Below are 22,213 nucleotides of genomic sequence, written 5' to 3' on the forward strand. Positions count from 1 at the left end.
GAGGTTGCCTGTTCAGCCAGGCACAGCACCAAAATCGCGCCACCCTCAACGAATGGTGCAAGGGTCGCACGGAAATGAGGCGGGTGGGGTTATTTGCACCGGAATGCAAAACGCCAGCTCGAAAGCTGGCGTTTTGTTGTTCGGTATCGCGCGGCGCGGGACCTTAGCGTGGAAAGACCGGCTGACGCGAAGGCTTCTTGCTTTTGCCGCCTTTGCCACCCTTGGCGGCATCAGCGCGTTCCTTGGCGGCGTCCCGGTTACGAGCTGCCGCAGCAGCCTTGGCCTCTTCGCGCTTGTCCCAAGGCTTGCTCCCGTCGCTTGCACGCTGAGGCAAGCCGGTGTGCTGCGTCAGGATCTTGGTGGTCTTGGCGACCTTGTGGCTACCGGCCGGCGTCGAGTTCTTGCGGCGCGCGCTCTGATAGCTATCGGTTTCAACCTGATGCAGTGGAATCAACTGGTGCTTGCCCGGCCCGATCAGATCGGCACGGCCCATCCGCTCCAGCGCTTCACGCAGCATCGGCCAGCCCTTCGGATCGTGGTAGCGCAGGAACGCCTTGTGCAGACGGCGCTGCTCCTCGCTCTTGACGATGGTGACCGAGTCGCTCTTGTACGTGACCTTGCGCAACGGGTTCTTGCCGGAGTGGTACATGGCCGTCGCACTGGCCATCGGCGACGGATAGAACGCCTGCACCTGATCCGCACGGAAGCCGTTGCCCTTGAGCCACAGCGCCAGGTTCATCATGTCTTCGTCGGTCGTGCCCGGGTGGGCCGCGATGAAGTAAGGAATCAGGTACTGCTCTTTACCCGCCTCCTTGGAGTACTTCTCGAACATGCGCTTGAACTTGTCATAGCTGCCAATGCCCGGCTTCATCATCTGGTTGAGCGGGCCTTCTTCGGTATGCTCAGGCGCAATCTTCAGGTAACCGCCGACGTGGTGCGTCACCAGTTCCTTGACGTACTCGGGCGATTCAACGGCCAGGTCGTACCGCAGACCGGACGCGATCAGAATCTTCTTCACGCCGGGCAGTTCACGGGCGCTGCGGTACAGCTGAATCAATGCCGAGTGATCGGTGTTCAGGTTCGGGCAGATTCCCGGGAACACGCAGGACGGCTTACGGCACGCCGATTCGATTTCCGGGCTCTTGCAGGCGATGCGATACATGTTCGCCGTCGGCCCGCCGAGATCGGAAATCACGCCGGTGAAACCAGGGACCTTGTCACGGATCTCTTCGATTTCGCGAATGATCGAGTCGTGGGAACGGTTCTGGATGATCCGGCCTTCGTGCTCGGTAATCGAGCAGAACGTACAGCCGCCGAAGCAGCCGCGCATGATGTTCACCGAAAAACGGATCATGTCGTAGGCCGGGATCTTCTCCTTGCCGTACACCGGATGCGGAATGCGCGCGTAGGGCATGCCGAACACGTAGTCCATTTCTTCAGTGGTCATCGGAATGGGCGGAGGATTGAACCAGACGTCCACCTCGCCGTGCTTCTGGACCAGTGCGCGGGCGTTGCCCGGGTTGGTTTCCAGGTGCAGGACGCGGTTGGCGTGGGCATAGAGCACCGCGTCGCCGCGCACTTTTTCCATCGACGGCAGACGGATGACCGTCTTGTCGCGAGTCATGCGCGGGCTCGCCAGAATCTGCACGACCTTCGCTTCGTTCGGATCCTCAACGTCACCCTTTTCCTGCTCGATGGCACAGGCCTGGGTGTCCTGAGTGTTCACGTACGGGTTGATGATCTTGTCGATCTTGCCTGGACGGTCGATACGGGTGGAATCGACTTCATACCAGCCTTCCGGCGTATCACGGCGAATGAATGCCGTGCCGCGGACGTCGGTGATGCTTTCGATCGTCTCGCCATAAGACAGGCGGGTCGCCACTTCGACGATGGCCCGCTCGGCGTTGCCATACAGCAGGATATCGGCGCAGGCGTCGATCAGGATCGAATTGCGAACCTTGTCCTGCCAGTAGTCGTAGTGAGCGATGCGGCGCAGCGATGCTTCGATGCCACCCAGAACGATCGGCACGTTCTTGTAGGCTTCCTTGCAGCGCTGGCTGTAGACCAGACTCGCACGGTCCGGACGCTTGCCCGCCATGCCGCCCGGCGTGTAAGCATCGTCGGAGCGAATCTTTTTGTCGGCGGTGTAACGGTTGATCATCGAGTCCATGTTGCCGGCCGCGACGCCGAAGAACAGGTTCGGCTCGCCGAGCTTCATGAAGTCGTCTTTTGACTTCCAGTCAGGCTGGGCAATGATCCCGACGCGGAAGCCCTGGGACTCCAGCAGCCGGCCAATGATTGCCATGCCAAACGAGGGGTGATCGACGTAGGCATCACCCGTGACAATGATGATGTCGCAGGAATCCCAGCCAAGCTGATCCATTTCTTCCCGGCTCATGGGCAGGAAAGGCGCTGGTCCGAAACATTCGGCCCAGTACTTCGGATAGTCAAATAACGGCTTGGCTGCTTGCATATCGATGACCAGTGTTCGTGTCTGGGGGCGATTTTCGCTTGGAAATTCGCGGGCGCGGAGAATAGCACAAATTTTGATCAAATCCGACGACAGTAGTCGGATAAGTGATCGGCTTGACTCGCGACTCTGGCACCCTTCCGGCATCAAAGTCGCGATCCAGAGGCCTACTTATTCATCATCATCAAAGTTGTAACTGCCCGGCGCGAGGTTCTCGAAGCGGGTGTACTTGCCGATGAACGCCAGCCGGATAAACCCGATCGGGCCGTTCCGCTGCTTGCCGATGATGATTTCAGCGATGCCTTTATGTTCGGTCTCGGGGTGATACACCTCATCCCGGTAGACGAACATGATGACGTCGGCGTCCTGCTCGATCGCTCCGGATTCCCGCAAGTCGGAGTTCACCGGGCGCTTGTTGGGACGCTGTTCGAGGGAGCGGTTGAGCTGGGACAGCGCGACCACCGGGCAATTGAATTCCTTGGCGAGCGCTTTCAACGAACGGGAGATCTCGGAAATCTCGTTCGTCCGGTTATCGCCGCTTGAGCCAGGGATCTGCATCAGTTGCAGGTAGTCGATCATGATCAGGCCGATATCGCCATGTTCGCGGACCAGCCGCCGCGTGCGCGCTCGCATCTCGGAGGGGCTGATGCCGGCCGTGTCATCGATGAACAACTTGCGATCGTTGAGCAGGTTGACCGCCGATGTCAGGCGCGGCCAGTCATCGTCATCGAGCTGACCGGAACGGACCTTGGTCTGATCGATACGACCGAGCGACGAAAGCATACGCATGATCAGCGATTCGCCTGGCATCTCCAGCGAGTAGACCAGCACCACCTTGTCACTGCGCAGCACCGCGTTTTCCACCAGGTTCATCGCGAAGGTGGTCTTACCCATCGACGGACGACCCGCGACGATGATCAGGTCAGACTGCTGCAGACCGCTGGTCTTTTCATCCAGGTCGGCGTAGCCCGTCGAAAGACCGGTGATGCCGTCGCCGATGTTGAACAGCGTATCGATACGGTCAATCGCCCGGGTCAGCAGGTCGTTGACGCTGACCGGGCCGCCTGTCTTGGGCCGCGCTTCGGCAATCTGGAATATCTGCCGTTCGGCCTCGTCGAGAATCTCTTCGGCGGTACGCCCCTCCGGGTTGAACGCACTGTCAGCGATCTCGGTACTGATGCCGATCAACTGACGCAGCGTTGCGCGCTGACGAACGATCTGGGCATACGCCTTGATGTTCGCAACCGATGGGATGTTCTTCGCCAGCTCGGACAGGTAACCGAGGCCACCGACTTGCGAAGTCTGGCCTTCCTTGTCGAGCTGCTCGGCGAGGGTCACGACGTCAATCGGCTGGTTTTGATCCGCCAGCTTGGCAATGGCGCGGAATATCAGACGGTGGTCATGACGATAGAAGTCGCCATCCGACACCTGATCAAGCACGCGCTCCCAGGCGTTGTTGTCCAGCATCAAACCACCGAGCACGGCCTGTTCGGCCTCGATGGAATGCGGCGGCACCTTCAGGGCAGCGGTTTGCAGGTCATATTGCTCGGGAGCGGAGATGTCGTTCATGGCCACACGGAAATCAGGGGGTTGAATCAGGATACTCAGAAATGACAAAGGGCACGACCTGCGAACAGGAACGTGCCCAATGCTAACCGACCGAGGAGCGAGTCATCAGTCGGTCAGACCTCTGCACCGAAGCGCAGAAACCATACTGCTTAAGCAGCTACAACAACAACGCGAACGGTAGCTTCAACATCGCTGTGCAGGTGCACGGCTACGTCGTATTCGCCAACGTTACGGATGGTGCCGTTCGGCAGACGAACTTCAGCTTTGGCCACTTCAACGCCAGAGGCGGTCAGTGCGTCAGCGATGTCGTGAGTACCGATCGAACCGAACAGCTTGCCTTCGTCACCAGCGGTGGCAGTGATAGTCACTTCCAGCTCAGCCAGTTGAGCAGCACGAGTTTCAGCAGAAGCTTTCTTCTCGGCGGCAGCTTTTTCCAGCTCTGCACGACGCTCTTCAAACGCGGCCACGTTGGCAGCGGTTGCAGCGGTTGCTTTGCCGAAAGGCAGCAGGAAGTTACGACCGTAGCCAGCCTTAACGTTTACTTTATCGCCCAGGTTGCCCAGGTTGGCGACTTTTTCCAGCAGGATGAGTTCCATTTGGTAAAACCTCTTAACTTTAACCTTCACCGTTCGCAGAACCGTTATCGGCATCTTTCGACGCCAGACGGCCGCGAAAATCAATCAGGCTGTCGACAATGGCAAACACCACCAGCAACGGATAGATCAGCTGCATGAACAGCAACAGCGTGACGTACAACCCCACCAGCCAGAACCGTGTCAGGCGCTTTGCAGCGACCAGACCGTGAATCAGGGCCAGGCCCGCGAACATGAGCGGCACGCTGCACAACGGTGTCAGCATCGCCAGTTGAGGACCGAAGTTCGGCCCCACCAACATGCACACCAGCAGCACCAGCATCGGTGCCCGCGGGAGTTTCAGGCTGCGAAACTCGCGTCCGAAACCGCCCGGGTTATACAACAACGCCTGCCAGTACCGCCCAAGGAGCAGGCATACCACGCTGACGATCTGCAACAACGCTGCAATCAGGCCATTGAGGACCGGTGTAATCAGTGCACCCAGACGCGCTCGCTCTTCTACCGACATCTGCTGGTAGACATCACCGAAGACGTGGGGCAGGAGCTTTTGCAGCTCCCCCGCCATGGCTTCGATGGGCTCGCGAAACACCGCGCCCAGAACCACTGCATACAACAATCCAACCGCCACGCTGACCAGCAGCACGCGGACCCAGGACTCGCTGGCACGCAACACGGCGGCCAGCCCCCAGGAACCCAGCAACACCATCAGGGTGCGAGGTTCACCGAAATACCACCAGACCAACGCCGGCAGCAGAGCCCAGGCAAGGACGCCCAAGGCGTCACTCATCCCGCGTCGCAGGAGCACAAGGCAACCTGCGGCAGCACTCAACCAGAACAACAGCGGCAATGCCGCACATCCAACCACTACGAGAGTGGCCTGCATGCGGCCGCGCATGATGAATTCAGCCATGGCGCGCATGCGATCTATCCCTTACTGCGTTTGTCGACTACCTGGTCTCAGCGGCCGTGGCTGTCGGTGTAGGCCAACAGGGCCAGGAAGCGGGCGCGCTTGATAGCGGTAGCCAGCTGACGCTGATAACGAGCTTTGGTACCAGTAATGCGGCTAGGAACGATCTTGCCGGTTTCAGATACGTAGGCTTTCAGGGTGTTGAGATCTTTGTAATCGATCTCCTTCACATTTTCAGCTGTGAAGCGGCAGAATTTACGACGACGGAAGAAACGTGCCATGTAATGGGCTCCTCAAAAGGTCCGTGGATTACTCGTCAGCGTTATCGCTGTTGTCGCTGTCATCACCATCGGCGCCATCGGCGTCGGAGTGCTCAGGACGGTCGCGACGCTCACGGCGCTCACTGCGGTTTTCTTCAGCCTTGAGCATTTCGGACTGGCCAGTAACAGCTTCGTCGCGACGGATGACAAGGTTACGGATCACGGCATCGTTGTAACGGAAGTTGTCTTCCAGCTCGGCCAGAGCCTTGCCAGTGCACTCAACGTTCAGCATCACGTAGTGAGCCTTGTGAACATTGTTGATTGCATAGGCCAGTTGACGACGGCCCCAATCTTCCAGACGGTGGATCTTGCCGCCGTCTTCTTCGATCAGCTTGGTGTAACGCTCTACCATGCCGCCGACTTGCTCGCTCTGGTCCGGGTGAACCAGAAAGATGATTTCGTAATGACGCATGAATGCTCCTTACGGGTTGTAGCCTGCCGCCAAAGCGGTCAGACAAGGAGTGAATAACACTGGTTTATCTTGCACAGGGACAGGCACATGAGCGCCTGCCATGACAGCAAGGGGCGCAATTGTAGAGAAGGGGTCAGAGGGGCGCAAGGAGATTGGTGAATATTTGAACAATGACGCTGAGCTACAAGCTACAAGCTACAAGCTGAAGCGTAACCGGCTTGCAGCTTGAGGCCTGGAGCTTGCCACTCTTGGCTGACTACTTCTTGGCAGCAGCGCGCTGACGCAGGGCTTCGAACAGGCAGACGCCTGTGGCAACCGAGACGTTTAGACTGCTCACGCTCCCAGCCATCGGCAGGCGCACCAGATAGTCGCAATGCTCGCGGGTCAGGCGGCGCATGCCTTTGCCTTCGGCACCCATGATCAGGATGGTCGGGCCGGTCAGGTCCTGCTGATACAACTCCTGCTCGGCCTCGCCCGCAGTGCCGACGACCCACAGACCACGTTGCTGGAGTTTTTCCAGCGTGCGTGCCAAGTTGGTCACGGCCACCAGAGGGATCACCTCCGCCGCACCGCATGCCACTTTTCGAACGGTCGGCGTCAATGTCGCAGACTTATCCTTGGGCACGATCACCGCCAGAGCACCGGCTGCGTCGGCAGTTCGCAGGCAGGCGCCGAGGTTATGGGGGTCAGTAACGCCATCAAGCACCAGGATCAGTGGCGGACCTTCAGTGCGGTCGAGGAGCTCGTCGAGCATCGCCTCGCCCCAGACCTGGCTCGGACTGACATCCGCCACTACGCCCTGGTGAACACCCTCGACCCATGCATCCATCTCGCGGCGCTCGGCCTGCCCCACCGACACGCGGTTCTGCGCGGCGAGCTCGATAAGCACCTGAACCCGCGGATCGCTGCGCCCTTCAGCCAGCCAGATCTGCTTGACCCGCTTCGGGTGATGACGCAACAACGCCTCTACGGCATGAACACCGTAGATTTTTTCCAGCTGACTCATGACTTCGCCTTAGGTTTGCGCACACTGCCACTGCCTGAAGCAGAGGTCGAGGCCGATTTGGACGACCCCTTGCGATGTTTGCTGGTTTTACCGGAAGCGCCAGCAGAGTCACTCGTCGACTTTCCCGACGATGCCTTGCTACCACCCTTGGCTTCAGTCAGCAGCGCTTTCTTCATCTCACGGCTTTTGCGTACTTCCGCATTCTTGGCAGCCGCATCACCCGGCCGGTAGGCTTCGGCGACAGGCTCTTTCGCGGTGCGACGACCGGACTTGGAAGCAGACGACGACTCCTTGGAGTCCTTGCCCTTCTCCGCCGCCACAGGCTCGGACGTTCGACGCTTGCGGCCGATCGGCGCGCTGGTGGTCTTTTCGGACATTTCAAAGTCGATCTTGCGCTCGTCAAGATCAACGCGCATCACGCGCACTTCAACGGTATCGCCCAGACGGAAGCTACGGCCTGTGCGCTCGCCGGCCAGGCGATGATGGACCGGATCGAAGTGGTAGTAGTCACCCGGCAATGCGGTGACGTGAACCAGGCCTTCGACGTAGATATCGGTCAGCTCGACGAACAGACCAAAGCCGGTAACAGCCGTGATCACACCCGGGAACGACTCGCCAACGCGGTCTTTCATGAACTCGCATTTCAGCCAGTTCGTGACGTCGCGTGTCGCCTCATCGGCACGGCGCTCGCTCATCGAGCACTGCTCGCCCAACTGCTCGAGCATCGCTTCGTCGTACGGGTAAATACGGGCCTTCGGAATGGCGGGAGCACCGGCACGGCGAACGTGCGGGGTTTCCTGCTTGGAGCGGATCACACTGCGGATCGCGCGGTGAGTCAGCAAGTCCGGGTAGCGACGAATCGGCGAGGTGAAGTGAGTGTACGCCTCGTAATTCAAGCCGAAGTGGCCATGGTTATCGGAGCTGTATACCGCCTGGCTCAACGAACGCAGCATGACAGTCTGGATCAGGTGGTAATCCGGACGGTCCTTGATGGTTTCGAGCAGCGCCTGGTAATCCTTCGGCGTCGGGCCGTCTTTGCCCTTGTGCAGGGAAAGACCCAACTCGCCAAGGAAGGCACGCAGCTTTTCCAGGCGCTCAGGCGGCGGGCCGTCGTGTACGCGGTACAGTGCGGGAATTTCGTGCTTCTTGAGAAACGCTGCAGTCGCCACGTTCGCCGCGAGCATGCACTCTTCAATCAGCTTGTGCGCATCGTTGCGAGTGGTCGGACGGATCTCGGCGATTTTGCGCTCGGAACCGAAAATAATCCGGGTTTCCTGGGTTTCAAAATCGATGGCACCGCGAACATGCCGGGCGCCCAGAAGCACTTTGTACAACGCATAAAGCTGCTTCAGATGCGGTACGACGTCGCCATACTGCTCACGCAGCTGCTTGGCTTCGGCGGCTTTCGGGTGTTCCAGCATCGAGCTGACCTTGTTGTAGGTCAGGCGTGCATGGGAGTGGATCACGGCTTCGTAGAACACGTAGTCAGTCATTTCGCCGGTTTTGGAGATGGTCATCTCGCAAACCATTGCCAGACGATCAACCAGCGGATTCAGCGAGCACAGCCCATTGGACAGCTGCTCAGGCAGCATCGGGATCACGCGCTCGGGGAAATACACCGAGTTGCCGCGCACCTGAGACTCCGCGTCGAGCGCCGAGCCGAGCTTCACGTAGCTTGATACGTCGGCGATGGCCACGTAAAGCTTCCAGCCGCCGGAGAACAAGCGCAGCTTGCCGGGCTTGGCTTCGCAGAAAACGGCATCGTCGAAGTCGCGGGCGTCTTCACCGTCGATGGTGACGAATGGAAGATGACGCAGATCGACGCGGTTTTCCTTGTCCTTCTCCTCCACTTCCGGCTTCAATTTGGCGGCTTCTTTCAGCACAGCCTCGGGCCAGACATGAGGAATGTCGTAGGTACGCAGCGCGACATCGATCTCCATGCCTGGCGCCATGTAATTACCCACAACCTCAACCACGTCGCCTTGCGGCTGAAAACGCGGGGTTGGCCAGTGGGTGATTTTCACCTCGACGAACTGACCGACCTTGGCGCCGTTGTTACGGCCCGGGGTAATCAGCACTTCTTGCTGGATTTTTGGGTTGTCCGGCTGGACGAAACCGATGCCGCTTTCTTCGAAGTAGCGGCCCACTACGGTTTCATGGGCGCGGGAGATGACCTCGACGATGACGCCTTCGCGGCGACCGCGACGGTCCAGGCCCGAGACACGCGCCAATGCACGGTCACCATCGAACACCAGGCGCATTTGCGCAGGGCTCATGAACAGGTCGTCAGAGCCGTCATCCGGGACCAGGAAGCCGAAGCCGTCACGGTGACCGCTGATGCGACCCAGGATGAGGTCCAGCTTGTCGACCGGCGCGTACGTGCCGCGCCGGGTGTAAATCAGTTGCGCGTCGCGCTCCATGGCACGGAGCCGACGTCGCAGGGCCTCGATCTGATCTTCAGTCGTCAGGCCAAATTCTTCCACCAACTGCTCGCGGGCTGCGGGCGATCCGCGCTCGGAGAGGTGAGCCAGAATCAGCTCACGGCTAGGGATGGGGTTTTCGTATTTTTCCGCTTCACGAGCGGCCTCGGGATCGAGGGACTGCCAATCGGCCATTAGAATGAATTCACCTTATCTGTATGTAATTAGTTTGGCATATACCAGATTGAAACGCGAAGACAGCGTTTGCTGGGACTTTTCGCTATTTCAAATTATTTTTGCACGGGGGCTTTACAGCCTTCAATCTCCTCCGTAAGATGCGCCCCACAACGACGGCACTGCCAAGTTGTAGTTGAAATCAAACGAAATATCGAATGAAATCAACGAACTGCCCAGATGGTGAAATTGGTAGACACGCCAGCTTCAGGTGCTGGTGACCGCAAGGTCGTGGAAGTTCGAGTCTTCTTCTGGGCACCAATTCAACGAAACCGAGCTTAGGCTCGGTTTTGTGCATTTTGCGGTTTGAAAAGTCAAGTGTGGCAAAACAGCCGTTAGCGTAGATCACTTCACCCTGCCCCGTCCTCGCTGCAAATGAATCATCCTGCCGTCTCCCCAATAAATTCAAAAATTCAGTTGCACTCCCGCGAAAAATCTAATTAAATCAGCGCCATGCCCAGATGGTGAAATTGGTAGACACGCCAGCTTCAGGTGCTGGTGACCGCAAGGTCGTGGAAGTTCGAGTCTTCTTCTGGGCACCAAACAAACAAAACCGAGCCGAGTGCTCGGTTTTGTGCTTTCTGGGGAGCTGCAATTGTCCCCCCTAGAGCGAAACTACGCTCGAAATTGCCCCAGACTAGCCTTCAGCTGCGCGGCAAGCCTGTCCAGCGTCTTGCCGCTGGCGGTCGTTTCCACCACCGCCTGGGCAGCCTTCTCGGCCTGGGCGTGAATAACCTCTACCCGCCCCCGCACCGCTTGCGCGCCCTGAGCCTGATGCTCTGCCGCTCGGGTCGCCAGGCCAATCGCCGCATGCACCTGCTCGACAGACACCTGCACCGATTGCTGCAGCCGAGCGCTGTCCTTCAGCACCGCGAGCCCTTCCTTGGCCTGACGGCCGGCAAGACCAATCGTTGCCACTGCTTCGCGCGCCCCGGATTGCAGCTTGGCGATGTGCTCCTGGATATCGCCCGTCGAGCTTTGCGTCTTGCTCGCCAACGCGCGCACTTCATCGGCGACAACGGCGAAACCTCGACCGGTCTCACCGGCGCGCGCGGCCTCAATGGCAGCATTAAGGGCAAGCAGATTGGTCTGCTCGGCGATGCCATGGATCACTTCCAAAACCACTTCAATCTGCTGGCTTTGCTGCGCCAGCCGCTCGATGACCTGGGCGCCGGTGTCCACCTGCCCGGCCAGCGCCTCGATCAAACTGCCGACCTGATTGGAGGTGCGCGTGTTCTCATCAGTCGCTTGACGAATATCCACCACCTGCCGCAACGCCGCCTGCATGGCCTGGCTCTCGGCCTGCGCCTCGTCAGCCATCTGTGCCAACGCTTGAAGGCTGGCAGCCACCTCATCGCGCTGCAATTCAGCTGCCGCGCCAGCTCCTGCATTGCGTTTGCTCATGGCGCCAATCTCGACGCCAGTCTGCTGCGCCACATCCCCCGCCTCCCGGACGATCGGCTGCAACTTATCGACAAAGCGGTTCACGGCCGCAGCCATGTCGCCTATCTCATCGTTGCTGTTGAGTTTGACGCGCTTGGTCAGATCGCCTTCACCTGCCGCCAGATCATCCAGCGCACGGTTGAGCAACTGCAAGCGCAGCACCACGCGACGCCCCAGCACAATCGCCAACACCACCAGCACGCCGAGCCCCACCAGGGACAGCCCGACGCCGATCCTCCAGCGCAAGGTGGACGCAGCTTCCTGTACGGCAGAACTGGTATTGGTTGCCATCGCAGCGGCCGACGATTGCGCCGTTTGCAGACGCGAGCGCAATGCGGCAGAGCTCTCGGCCGCAGCGCCGCCCAAGCTTTCGGAGACCAGTTGATCACCGCTGCCGATCAGCGCAGCGAAGCGCTTGTCCAGCGCCGCCAGATTCTCTTCTACCGAGGTGGTTGACACGCCCATGCGGACCTTGCCGATCTCGACGCCATTGGGGCTGATGGACGCTTCAACGTAGTAAACCGAAGGGTCTTTCTGCGCCGCGTTCAGGACCTTGTCCATGGCGCGCTCACCCTCGCCTTTCGCCAACAGGGCCTTGATCGATTCGTTCTCGCGGTTCAGATAACGCGTTAGGTGCTCGCCCTGGGCATCGTCGTAGACCACAAAAAGCACGTTCGGATTACGTTGCGCCCGGCGCGCGAACTCCGACAGCGTCGGCGTATCGCCATCCCACATCGCCCGTGGCGCGACAGCTGCCAGCAGCTCGGCCATGTCCGTCGCCGAATCCCGAAGGTCTTTCTCCAGCGTCGCACGCAGTTGCGCCTGCTCATCTTTAAGGCGCGTCGAGAGGCCGGCACTCAGGCGCTGACGAGTATTTTGCGAAAGACTGTCCAGACTGGACGTTACGTCACGGCTCGCCTGCTCCAGCTCGCCGGTCAAGTGTTGCGAATCTACACCCAGCCGTGCCGCCAGCTCAGCTTCGAGCGCAGTGACGGTGCTCCGAGTGAGGGCGACGGCAACCAGCACTTGCACCAGAAGGGCGATACCAAGAGCAATGAATACGGGCCGCAGCAAGCGGCTGCGAAGAAGAGAATTAACGGCCGACACAGGAGATCCCTCGCCACACACGCCATCAAAATGATGGCATCGTTTTATAAGCGGAATCACAGCAAGGGTCGTGCCGCAGTGGCGAGTAGTTTCCAGCGGGCAAAACAAAGGGCCACCGAGGCGACCCTTTATTTGCGCTTCAACGACTTATCAGTCGAACGGATGACGCAGAACGATCGTCTCGTTGCGGTCAGGGCCCGTCGAAATAATGTCGATCGGTGCGCCGACCAGCTCTTCAAGACGCTTGATGTAAGCGCGAGCATTGGCAGGCAGCTCTTCCAGGGTCTTGGCACCCAGGGTCGATTCTGACCAGCCCGGCACTTCTTCGTACACCGGCTCCAGGCCGATATAGCTATCGGCGTCGGTCGGGGCGTCGATCACTGCACCGTTCTCGTTCTTGTAACCCACGCAGATGTTGATGGTCTCGAGACCGTCAAGCACGTCCAGCTTGGTCAGGCAGATGCCCGAGATGCTGTTAACGTCGATGGCGCGACGCAGGATAACGGCGTCGAACCAGCCACAGCGACGCGCACGGCCGGTGGTTGCCCCGAACTCGTGGCCGCGCTTGGCCAGGAACGCGCCAACGTCGTCGAACAGCTCCGTCGGGAACGGACCCGAACCCACGCGAGTGGTGTAGGCCTTGGTGATGCCCAAGATGTAATCCAGGTACATCGGCCCCATGCCCGAACCGGTAGCGATGCCGCCGGCAGTGGTGTTCGAACTGGTGACGTACGGGTAGGTACCGTGGTCGATGTCCAGCAGCGAACCCTGAGCGCCTTCGAACATGATGTCTTTGCCGGCGCGACGCATTTCGTGCAGCGTTGCGGTCACGTCGAGCATCATCGGCTTGAGCAGTTCGGCGTATTCCATGCACTCGTCGAGCGTCTTCTGGAAGTCGATCGCCGGCTCTTTGTAGTAGTTGACCAGAACGAAGTTGTGGTAATCCAGCAGCTCGCCCAGCTTGGCGGCGAAGCGCTCGCGGTGGAACAGATCACCGATGCGCAGACCACGACGCGCAACCTTGTCTTCGTAAGCCGGGCCGATGCCACGACCTGTGGTGCCGATCTTGTGCTCGCCACGAGCCTTTTCGCGGGCCTGATCAAGGGCCACGTGATAGGACAGGATCAGCGGGCAGGACGGGCTGATGCGCAGACGCTCGCGCACCGGAATGCCTTTATCTTCCAGTTTGGTGATTTCGCGCATGAGCGCATCAGGCGCGACGACCACACCGTTGCCGATCAGGCACTGTACGCCTTCGCGCAGGACGCCGGACGGAATCAGGTGGAGGACGGTTTTTTCGCCGTCGATCACCAGTGTGTGGCCAGCGTTGTGGCCACCTTGATAGCGCACTACCGCGGTTGCATGTTCGGTCAGCAGATCAACGATCTTGCCTTTGCCCTCATCACCCCATTGGGTGCCCAGGACTACGACATTCTTACCCATAACACTTGTCCTCATTCGCGCAAACTTGGTGCCGGCAGCGGCCGGCGGGGAAACTTAAGAGGCCAGCGGCATTACCTGCCAACGCTCGCCCTGCTGAATCAATTGCCGATCACAGTCGGCGTCTAGCGCTGCTGAAACCGGTTGGCCTGGCAACGCCTGAACCACACGCTGACCTTCAGCGCGCAACTGGCAGACCGTTTGCCACAGCGCCGCATCAGTGCTGTCCGGCATCCAGATACCGCCAGACGGTAGCTCGATCTGCGCCTGGCCGCGTGTCACCAGGGTTTTCAAATCGGTGGAAAAACCCGTCGCCGGTCGCGCGCGACCGAAGTCGGCACCAATGTCATCGTACCGACCGCCCTGGGCGATCGACTGGCCAACACCCGGGACGAAGACCGCAAACACCACGCCAGTGTGGTAGTGGTAGCCGCGCAATTCGCCGAGGTCAAAGTACAACGGTAGCTCAGGGAATCGGGCCGAGAGACGTTCGGCGATTTCCTGCAGATCATCCAGCGCCTCAATGACCGCCGCCGGCGCATTCGCCAGACGGTCGCGGGCCTGCGCCAATACCGTACGGTCGCCACACAGATCCACCAGAGCACGCAACATGCTGGCCAGGTCGGCCGGCAGACCTTCGGTCAATCCAATGACCTCGTCGATGGCTTTGCGCTGGAGTGCATCAAACAGCTGTTGCTCGACTTCGCCGGACAATCCGGCAGCGCGGGCAAGACCGCGGTAAATCCCGACGTGCCCCAGGTCCATATGGACGTCTGGCACATCCGCCAATTGCAGCATCGCCAGCATGAGGCTGATGACTTCGACGTCACTGCTCGGGCTCGCGTCGCCGTACAGCTCGGCACCCAACTGGATCGGGCTGCGCGAGGACGACAATGCACGCGGCTGGGCATGCAGCACGCTGCCGGCGTAGCAGAGGCGGCTTGGGCCTTCGCGACGCAGGGTGTGGGCGTCGATGCGGGCGACCTGTGGCGTGATGTCCGCGCGGAAACCCATCTGCCGGCCCGATTGCGGGTCGACCACTTTGAAGGTGCGCAGATCCAGATCCTGGCCCGCACCGGTGAGCAGTGATTCGAGGTATTCGATGTGCGGGGTCACGACAAATTCGTAGCCCCAGCTCTGAAACAGATCCAGCACCTGACGACGCGCGACTTCAATACGCGCAGCTTCCGGCGGCAGTACTTCTTCGATGCCATCCGGCAGCAGCCAGCGGTCAACCGTTGCCATTACGCCTTTCCCCTATGATCCGGGCGGCCGGCCCTTGGGCAAGCCTTGAGTGAAGCAGACAGCATTCTGCGGACGCAGGGCAAGGGAATGTCCCCTGCCCGATGCGCCGCACTATCGCGAACACCGTCCTCGAAAAAACTGCCGCGCACGGAACACGCCACGGCCAATCAATCGTGCAGACGCAAAAAAGCCGGGAATTTCCCGGCTGCCGCATCATACACACGTTTTGTCGCGCGATCACCCCGACGGGCAGTTTTGCCGCCCGGCGGAGTGATCAGGTGCTGATGCGATTACGGCTTGGCTTTTTGCAAATAGCGGAAGAACTCGCTGCTTGGGTCCAGCACCATCACGTCGCTTTTGTTGGCGAAGCTTTCACGGTAGGCGCGCAGGCTACGGTAAAACGCGTAGAACTCCTGATCCTGACCGTAGGCCTTGGAGTAGATCGCAGCCGCTTGAGCATCACCATCACCGCGTGCCTCTTCAGACTCCCGATACGCTTCAGCCAACAGAACGCGGCGCTGACGATCGGCGTCGGCACGGATGCCTTCCGCCAGCTCGTTACCCTTGGCGCGGTGCTCACGGGCCTCACGCTCACGCTCGGTGCTCATACGCTCGAACACGCTGCGGTTCACTTCCTTCGGCAGGTCGATGGCCTTGACTCGAACATCGACAACTTCGATGCCCAGCTCTTTGCCGGCCATGGTGTTCAGAGACGCAGTGATGTCAGCCATCAGTGCGTCACGCTCACCCGAAACCACCTCGTGCAGCGTGCGCTTGCCGAACTGGTCACGCAGACCGGATTCGAGACGACGGGAGAGACGCTCATCGGCGATCTGCTTCAGGCCGGATGTCGCGGTGTAGAAACGCTCAGCGTCCTTCACGCGCCATTTGGCGTAGGCATCGACCATCACGGCTTTCTTTTCCAGCGTCAGGAAACGCTGAGTCGGCGCATCGAGGGTCATCAAGCGACCATCGAACTTGCGCACCTGATTCACGTAAGGAATCTTCACGTGCAGGCCTGGCGAAACATCCGCCTGAACCACGCGACCGAATTGCAGCAGCACCGCGCGCTCGGTCTGAGCGACGATGTAGAAGCTGTTCCATGCGACCACGGCCAACACGACGCAGACAATCAGGGCAACCAGAGATTTATTGCTCATCAGCGAGTCTCCCTAGTGCGCGTGTCACGTTGCTGTTGCATGTCCGCTGCCCGTGAGCCCGGATCTGCCGGTGCAGCAGCAGCGCCGCCCGTGGCAGACGAGCTGGAACCGTTACGGCTGCTATCAATCATTTTGTCCAACGGCAGATAAAGCAGGTTGTTCTGACCTTTGTCGCCGGTCACAAGTACCTTGCTGGTGTTGCTGAAGACTTCCTGCATGGTGTCCAGATACAGACGTTCACGCGTGACTTCCGGTGCCTTGCGGTACTCGGCGACCAGCTTGGTAAAACGATCCGCCTCACCCTTGGCCCGAGAAACCACTTCATCGCGATAGCCGTTGGCGTCTTCGACAATACGCTGAGCCTGACCGCGCGCTTCCGGGATCACACCGTTGGCGTAGGTTTCAGCCTGGTTACGTGAGCGCTGTTCGTCTTCACGGGCGCGGATCACGTCATCGAACGCTTCCTGGACTTCGCGCGGCGCCGCAGCGCTCTGCACGTTGACCTGAGTCACGGTGATGCCGGTGCGATAGGTATCGAGGAAGCGTTGCAGCCGCTCCTTGATTTCGCTGGCCATCAACTCACGACCTTCAGTCAGCACCTGGTCCATGGCGGTCGAACCCACCACATGACGCAAGGCACTTTCGGTCGCATGCTGCAGGCTGACTTCAGGCTGATCAACGTTCAGCACAAAATCCTGCAGATTGGTGATCTTGTACTGCACAGTCAGCGGCACTTCGACGATGTTCTCGTCTTCGGTGAGCATCTGGCCCTGCTTGCTGTACGCACGTTCACGCGTCACGTTTTCGAGGTACTTGCGATCAAACGGCGGGAAATAGATATTCAGACCCGGCCCGACAGTTTCGTAGTACTTGCCGAAGCGCAGCACAACAGCCTGCTCCTGCTCGTCGACCACATAGATTGCGTTGTACAGCCAGATGGCGAGCAGCACGACCAGACCGATGCCGAGCAGGCCGAGGCCACCGCCCTTGCTCGATCCACCGCCGTTGCCGCCGCCATCGCCACTGCGTTTCTTGCCACCACCGAACAACCCATTCAGGCTTTCCTGCAGCTTACGGAAGGCCTCGTCGAGATCCGGTGGCCCCTTGCGGTCGCCGCCCTTGCGCTTACCACCCCAAGGATCCTGATTATTCGAGTTGCCACCCGGCTCATTCCAAGCCATAGCGCTCTCCATCTGATAAAGCAAAGACGCGCCCACGGCGCGCCGACCAATGCTACAGAATGCCCGTCGAAGCGGTACAACCGCTTTGTCAGGCTTTTATTGCAAAGTGTGTTGCTCGATGAATTCCAGCGGCTGCAGTCCTTCGCGACTCACCAGGCGATTGAATTCAACTCGGGGTAACCGAACAGCCAAAAGACTCTGACCTTCTTCGTCGTGCTCTTCGCTCTGCACCGCACCCAGGTTGAAAAACTGGGCACGCAACCGGGCGAACTCCTGCGTGAGGCGCAGCGTCCCCACGAAGAGGTCATTGCCCAACACTTCGGCAATGGCTTGCTTGAGCAAGTCCAGACCGCGTCCATCACGGGCAGAAACCCAGACCCGCTGCGGCTTGCCATCGGCATCGCGCTGGATCTGCGGCTCAACCCCTTCGAGCAGATCGAGTTTGTTATACACCTCAAGCATCGGCAAGTCCTGGGCCCCAATCTCGCCCAGCACCACCATGACCTGCTCGATCTGCTCAAGGCGATCGGGCTCATGAGCGTCAATCACATGCAGCAGCAGATCGGAGTTGCTCGACTCTTCGAGCGTAGCCCGAAAGGCCTCGACCAGCTTGTGCGGCAAATGACGGATGAAACCCACCGTATCAGCCAGCACAATCGGCCCAAGGTCTTTGACTTCAAGGCGGCGCAGGGTCGGATCAAGGGTCGCGAACAGCTGATCGGCCGCGTAGACGTCGGAGTCGGTCACCGCATTGAACAGCGTTGACTTGCCGGCGTTGGTATAGCCGACGATCGAAACCGTAGGGATGTCGGCGCGGGACCGGCCACGACGGGCCTGATCACGCTGACTGCGAACTTTTTCAAGCCGGCCCTTGATCTGACGCAGGCGCACACGCAACAGGCGCCGGTCCGTTTCGAGCTGGGTTTCACCCGGACCGCGCAGACCGATACCGCCACCCTGACGCTCAAGGTGAGTCCAGCCACGGACCAGCCGCGTACTCATGTGCTCAAGCTGGGCCAGTTCGACCTGCAGCTTGCCTTCATGGGTGCGCGCCCGTTGGGCGAAGATGTCGAGAATCAGGCCCGTACGGTCAAGCACGCGACACTCGAAAACACGTTCGAGGTTACGTTCCTGACTGGGTGTAAGGACATGATTGAAGATGACGATATCTGACTTTTCGGTTTTGACCAGGTCGCGCAATTCCTCGACCTTGCCGCTGCCTACCAGATACTTGGCCGTTGGCCGATGCCTTGGCACGTTGACGAACGAGACAATGTCGGCGCCGGCCGACAGCGCCAGCTCCCTGAACTCCTGCGGATCTTCGCGCGCCTCAGGGTCCTGACCATCCAAGTGAACGAGGATCGCCCGCTCACCACCACTGTGGCGCTCAAAGAACAAAGCAGACTCCTATCAGGCGTTACCTGGCTCGGCGTCAGCCTGCTCGGATTCGGTAGCGCTAGGCAGACGAATCGGGCGGACGGGAACGACAGTCGAGATGGCGTGTTTGTAGACCATTTGGCTGACAGTGTTCTTCAGCAAAATAACGAACTGGTCAAAGGATTCGATAGTGCCTTGCAGCTTGATACCGTTTACCAGATAGATCGAAACCCCAACCTTCTCTTTACGCAAAGTGTTCAGGTAAGGGTCTTGTAGCGAATGCCCTTTTGACATGTGCCGCACTCCTTTAAGGATCAATAGAATAAATTCGAAAACATTGGCTTGGGCCGCTACCTCCCGAAGGCTATCCCCCAAGGATAGACGGCTATTGCAAGGACTCAGCTCAATATGGAGACCGACCCCAGGTATTTCAAGGCGCGTGGCAGATTGTCGCAAGCCAGGCTGTCCAACCAGTGCAAATTCTGCCAGCTGCGTAACCAGGTGAACTGCCTCTTGGCCAGCTGGCGCGTGGCAATGATGCCGCGCTCCTGCATCTGGTCCCGAGTCAGCTTGCCGTCCAGATGATCCCAGACCTGGCGATACCCTACAGCTCTAATAGACGGTGAATTCGAGTTCAGATCACCCCTCGAACGTAGCGCTACGACTTCTTCAACGAATCCTTCATCAAGCATTTGCCTGAAACGCACAGCAATTCGGTCGTGGAGCACCTTGCGATCCGTCGGTGCGATCGCGAGATTTGCGACAGTATAGGGCAATTGATGACGCCCCGAAGCGCTCGCTTGAGCACTTTGCGCACTTTGTTGTTCCCGGTGCGCGGTCATGCTCATGCCGCTGACCCGAAAGACTTCCAGCGCGCGAACCAGCCGCTGGGGATCGTTGGGGTGAATTCTCGCCGCCGACACCGGATCGATGCTCGCCAGCTCATCATGCAACGACTGCCAGCCCTGACTGGCCGCTTGCGCCTCAATCTGCGCACGAATCTCGGCGTCAGCCGCAGGCATATCGGCCAGGCCCTCCAGTAGAGCTTTGAAATACAACATCGTGCCGCCCACCAGCAGGGGAATTTTTCCCCGGGCGGTAATTTCCGCCATGGCGTGCAAGGCATCGGTTCGAAAATCCGCCGCAGAGTAGCTCTGGCTCGGGTCGAGGATATCGATGAGACGGTGCGGATACGTCTCCAGCAGCGCTTTTGATGGCTTGGCAGTGCCGATGTCCATGCCGCGGTACACCAGCGCGGAATCCACGCTGATCAGCTCACACGGAAGCACTTTGGTCAGCTCGATGGCGAGATCGGTTTTCCCGGCGGCGGTCGGCCCCATCAGAAAGATGGCCGGAGGAAGAGCACTCATCAGCGACCGCGCAGGAATAATTTGTCCAGATCATCCAGACCCAGCTGGGTCCAGGTGGGCCGTCCATGGTTGCATTGACCGCTGCGCTCGGTGTTTTCCATGTCACGCAGCAGCCCGTTCATTTCCGGGATGGCCAGCCGGCGATTGGCGCGGATCGCACCGTGGCACGCCATGGTGCCGAGCAGCTCATTCATGTGCGCCTGAACGCGATCGCTGGTGCCGTACTCCATCAGATCGCCCAGCACGTCGTGCACCAGTCGATTCGCCTCAGCCTGTTTCAGCAGCGCAGGGATCTGCCGGATAGCGAGAGTCTCCGGCCCAAGGCGCTGCAACTCGAAGCCCAGCTGCTGGAAGGTCACCATGTGTTCCTCGGCGCAGTCGACTTCGCGCTGGCTGACGGCAATGGACTCCGGCACCAGCAGCGGCTGACCGCTCAGGCCTTCGCTGGCCATGGCGATCTTCAAGCGCTCGTACATGATTCGCTCATGGGCCGCGTGCATGTCCACCAGCACCAGGCCGTGGGCGTTTTCCGCGAGGATATAAATGCCTTTGAGCTGAGCGAGTGCATAACCCAGCGGCGGAACATCGCCCTGGGATTCGGGAAGCGACACGCTGCCTGCGCTCGCCGACGCCCGCACGCCGGGCAGAGGGGCAAAGAATTCGCTGTAAGCGGCACGTGCCTCTTCAGCCGGAAGCACCGACGACGGCCGCGGCGTGTACTGATACTGGTAACCCGCACCACTGCCAGAGCCTGGCGCGGATCCGGCCGGCGGGTTCCACGCCTGACCTTGTGGCGTTTCGAGCACGTTATTGGCCAGGCGCATTTCGCCCTGGGGCCCGAACTCGCCGGCATCCGGCCCGCTTGGCCGCACCAGCGCGGTAACCGAGGTGGTGCCCGCGAGCTGATCTTCAGGTCGTACATCGCCGAGGGCGCGATGCAGCGTGCCGTAGAGGAAATCGTGAACCATGCGCCCGTCGCGGAACCGCACTTCGTGCTTGGTCGGGTGGACGTTGACGTCGACGACCGCCGGATCGACTTCGAAAAACAGCACGAAGGTCGGATGCCGGCCGTTGAACAGCACGTCGCGGTAAGCCTGACGCACAGCGTGGGCAACCAGTTTGTCGCGCACTGCACGGCCATTGACGAAGAAATACTGCAGATCGGCCTGACTGCGGGAGAACGTCGGCAGCCCCACCCATCCCCACAACCTCAAACCGTTGCGCTCGACCTCGATCGGCAGCGCCTGCTCCAGAAACCCGGGGCCGCAAATAGCCGAAACCCGACGCGCGCGCGCGACGTCATCGTGGGCTTCATGCAGGCTCAGGACAGTCTTGCCGTTATGGCGCAAATGAAAGGCCACATCGAACCGAGCCAGCGCCATGCGCTTGATTACCTCCTGGAGGTGATCGAACTCGGTTTTCTCGGCCTTAAGAAACTTGCGTCGTGCAGGGGTGTTGAAAAACAGGTCACGCACTTCCACGGAGGTGCCGACGGGGTGCGCAGCGGGCTGAACACGGGAAACCATGTCGCGGCCTTCGGTCTCGACCTGCCAGGCCTGATCGGCGTCGCGCGTGCGAGACGTCAACGTCAGGCGCGCCACGGAACTGATCGACGCCAGCGCTTCGCCCCGGAAGCCAAGGCTCATGACTCGCTCAAGGTCTTCCAGGTCGCGGATCTTGCTGGTGGCATGTCGGGCCAGTGCCAGGGGCAGATCATCCGAGGAGATGCCGCCGCCGTCGTCGCGAACCCGCAACAGTTTGATGCCGGCTTGCTCGACGTCGACATCAATACGGCGCGCGCCGGAATCAAGGCTGTTTTCGAGCAGTTCCTTGATCACCGAAGCCGGGCGCTCGACGACCTCGCCCGCAGCAATCTGGTTGGCGAGCCGCGGGCTCAGCAGCTGGATACGCGCAGCCTCGGCCGCAGGTAAATCGGGGCTTACGCTGACATCCAGCTCT

17 protein-coding genes and 2 tRNA genes are annotated in these 22,213 nt (G+C 59.8%); 2 read left to right on the forward strand and 17 right to left on the reverse strand.

Features of this window, described 5'->3' with window-relative positions; all coding sequences use genetic code 11:
• Nucleotides 1-163: 163 nt before the first annotated feature.
• From SLW74_RS18195 to rnr, 8 genes are all read right to left on the reverse strand, one after another.
• Complete coding sequence (locus tag SLW74_RS18195) at nt 164-2,473, reverse strand: YgiQ family radical SAM protein (RefSeq protein WP_108119052.1); 2,310 nt, start codon at nt 2,471-2,473, stop codon at nt 164-166.
• Nucleotides 2,474-2,641: 168 nt separating this feature from the next.
• Nucleotides 2,642-4,039, reverse strand: coding sequence for a replicative DNA helicase (dnaB, locus tag SLW74_RS18200; protein ID WP_065987793.1), 1,398 nt, complete (start codon nt 4,037-4,039; stop codon nt 2,642-2,644).
• A 149-nt stretch (nt 4,040-4,188) separates the two neighbouring features.
• A complete protein-coding gene (gene rplI / locus SLW74_RS18205; protein ID WP_065987794.1) occupies nt 4,189-4,635 on the reverse strand; it encodes a 50S ribosomal protein L9 in 447 nt (148 codons plus the stop codon).
• 19 nt (nt 4,636-4,654) lie between these two features.
• Entirely contained in the window at nt 4,655-5,551 is an 897-nt protein-coding gene (locus SLW74_RS18210; RefSeq protein ID WP_065987795.1) for a hypothetical protein, read from the reverse strand.
• 38 nt (nt 5,552-5,589) lie between these two features.
• Complete coding sequence (gene rpsR, locus SLW74_RS18215; RefSeq protein WP_037015707.1) at nt 5,590-5,820, reverse strand: 30S ribosomal protein S18; 231 nt, start codon at nt 5,818-5,820, stop codon at nt 5,590-5,592.
• A gap of 28 nt (nt 5,821-5,848) precedes the next feature.
• Nucleotides 5,849-6,271: a 30S ribosomal protein S6 gene (gene rpsF, locus SLW74_RS18220; RefSeq protein ID WP_065987796.1), complete on the reverse strand. Its 423-nt coding sequence runs from the start codon at nt 6,269-6,271 to the stop codon at nt 5,849-5,851.
• A 256-nt stretch (nt 6,272-6,527) separates the two neighbouring features.
• Nucleotides 6,528-7,277 (reverse strand): 23S rRNA (guanosine(2251)-2'-O)-methyltransferase RlmB, encoded by a 750-nt coding sequence (gene rlmB, locus SLW74_RS18225; protein WP_037015712.1) that lies wholly within the window; start codon nt 7,275-7,277, stop codon nt 6,528-6,530.
• Entirely contained in the window at nt 7,274-9,892 is a 2,619-nt protein-coding gene (gene rnr, locus SLW74_RS18230; protein WP_410929704.1) for a ribonuclease R, read from the reverse strand. The genes rlmB and rnr overlap by 4 nt, the downstream gene beginning before the upstream one ends.
• Nucleotides 9,893-10,105: 213 nt before the next feature.
• On the opposite strand from rnr, the gene SLW74_RS18235 reads away from it, so the two are divergent.
• Together SLW74_RS18235 and SLW74_RS18240 are read left to right on the forward strand one after the other, a co-directional pair.
• Nucleotides 10,106-10,192: transfer RNA gene (locus SLW74_RS18235), tRNA-Leu, on the forward strand.
• Nucleotides 10,193-10,386: 194 nt separating this feature from the next.
• Nucleotides 10,387-10,473 (forward strand) — tRNA-Leu (locus tag SLW74_RS18240).
• A 73-nt stretch (nt 10,474-10,546) separates the two neighbouring features.
• Here SLW74_RS18240 and SLW74_RS18245 read toward each other — a convergent pair.
• The 9 genes from SLW74_RS18245 to mutL form a co-directional block, all read right to left on the reverse strand.
• Nucleotides 10,547-12,481 carry a methyl-accepting chemotaxis protein gene (locus tag SLW74_RS18245; RefSeq protein ID WP_410929705.1) on the reverse strand — a complete coding sequence of 645 codons (1,935 nt, stop codon included), beginning with the start codon at nt 12,479-12,481 and terminating at the stop codon, nt 10,547-10,549.
• A gap of 150 nt (nt 12,482-12,631) precedes the next feature.
• Nucleotides 12,632-13,924, reverse strand: a complete 1,293-nt coding sequence (locus tag SLW74_RS18250; protein ID WP_065987799.1) for an adenylosuccinate synthase — start codon at nt 13,922-13,924, stop codon at nt 12,632-12,634.
• A gap of 54 nt (nt 13,925-13,978) precedes the next feature.
• The gene (locus tag SLW74_RS18255; RefSeq protein ID WP_410929706.1) at nt 13,979-15,166 is read right to left on the reverse strand and encodes an ATP phosphoribosyltransferase regulatory subunit; all 1,188 of its coding nucleotides are present in this window, start codon (nt 15,164-15,166) and stop codon (nt 13,979-13,981) included.
• A gap of 290 nt (nt 15,167-15,456) precedes the next feature.
• A complete protein-coding gene (gene hflC / locus SLW74_RS18260) occupies nt 15,457-16,326 on the reverse strand; it encodes a protease modulator HflC (RefSeq protein WP_065987801.1) in 870 nt (289 codons plus the stop codon).
• Entirely contained in the window at nt 16,326-17,507 is a 1,182-nt protein-coding gene (gene hflK / locus SLW74_RS18265) for an FtsH protease activity modulator HflK (protein WP_410929707.1), read from the reverse strand. Before hflK ends, hflC begins: the two co-directional genes overlap by 1 nt.
• Before the next feature lie 96 nt (nt 17,508-17,603).
• A complete protein-coding gene (hflX, locus tag SLW74_RS18270) occupies nt 17,604-18,905 on the reverse strand; it encodes a ribosome rescue GTPase HflX (protein WP_065987803.1) in 1,302 nt (433 codons plus the stop codon).
• 12 nt (nt 18,906-18,917) lie between these two features.
• Nucleotides 18,918-19,178, reverse strand: coding sequence for an RNA chaperone Hfq (gene hfq / locus SLW74_RS18275; RefSeq protein WP_019691505.1), 261 nt, complete (start codon nt 19,176-19,178; stop codon nt 18,918-18,920).
• A 104-nt stretch (nt 19,179-19,282) separates the two neighbouring features.
• The gene (gene miaA / locus SLW74_RS18280) at nt 19,283-20,254 is read right to left on the reverse strand and encodes a tRNA (adenosine(37)-N6)-dimethylallyltransferase MiaA (protein WP_410929708.1); all 972 of its coding nucleotides are present in this window, start codon (nt 20,252-20,254) and stop codon (nt 19,283-19,285) included.
• The gene (gene mutL, locus SLW74_RS18285; RefSeq protein ID WP_410929726.1) at nt 20,254-22,209 is read right to left on the reverse strand and encodes a DNA mismatch repair endonuclease MutL; all 1,956 of its coding nucleotides are present in this window, start codon (nt 22,207-22,209) and stop codon (nt 20,254-20,256) included. The genes miaA and mutL overlap by 1 nt, the downstream gene beginning before the upstream one ends.
• Between the last annotated feature and the right edge of the window lie 4 nt (nt 22,210-22,213).

It is taken from the genome of Pseudomonas sp. W5-36, from assembly GCF_046540455.1.
GTDB lineage: Bacteria > Pseudomonadota > Gammaproteobacteria > Pseudomonadales > Pseudomonadaceae > Aquipseudomonas > Aquipseudomonas graminis_B.

Coding starts and splice junctions, on each gene's coding strand:
- SLW74_RS18195 (WP_108119052.1), bottom strand. CDS start 2,473: ATGCAAGCAGCCAAGCCGTTATTTGACTATCCGAAGTACTGGGCCGAA.
- dnaB (WP_065987793.1), bottom strand. CDS start 4,039: ATGAACGACATCTCCGCTCCCGAGCAATATGACCTGCAAACCGCTGCC.
- rplI (WP_065987794.1), bottom strand. CDS start 4,635: ATGGAACTCATCCTGCTGGAAAAAGTCGCCAACCTGGGCAACCTGGGC.
- SLW74_RS18210 (WP_065987795.1), bottom strand. CDS start 5,551: ATGCGCGCCATGGCTGAATTCATCATGCGCGGCCGCATGCAGGCCACT.
- rpsR (WP_037015707.1), bottom strand. CDS start 5,820: ATGGCACGTTTCTTCCGTCGTCGTAAATTCTGCCGCTTCACAGCTGAA.
- rpsF (WP_065987796.1), bottom strand. CDS start 6,271: ATGCGTCATTACGAAATCATCTTTCTGGTTCACCCGGACCAGAGCGAG.
- rlmB (WP_037015712.1), bottom strand. CDS start 7,277: ATGAGTCAGCTGGAAAAAATCTACGGTGTTCATGCCGTAGAGGCGTTG.
- rnr (WP_410929704.1), bottom strand. CDS start 9,892: ATGGCCGATTGGCAGTCCCTCGATCCCGAGGCCGCTCGTGAAGCGGAA.
- SLW74_RS18250 (WP_065987799.1), bottom strand. CDS start 13,924: ATGGGTAAGAATGTCGTAGTCCTGGGCACCCAATGGGGTGATGAGGGC.
- SLW74_RS18255 (WP_410929706.1), bottom strand. CDS start 15,166: ATGGCAACGGTTGACCGCTGGCTGCTGCCGGATGGCATCGAAGAAGTA.
- hflC (WP_065987801.1), bottom strand. CDS start 16,326: ATGAGCAATAAATCTCTGGTTGCCCTGATTGTCTGCGTCGTGTTGGCC.
- hflK (WP_410929707.1), bottom strand. CDS start 17,507: ATGGCTTGGAATGAGCCGGGTGGCAACTCGAATAATCAGGATCCTTGG.
- hfq (WP_019691505.1), bottom strand. CDS start 19,178: ATGTCAAAAGGGCATTCGCTACAAGACCCTTACCTGAACACTTTGCGT.
- miaA (WP_410929708.1), bottom strand. CDS start 20,254: ATGAGTGCTCTTCCTCCGGCCATCTTTCTGATGGGGCCGACCGCCGCC.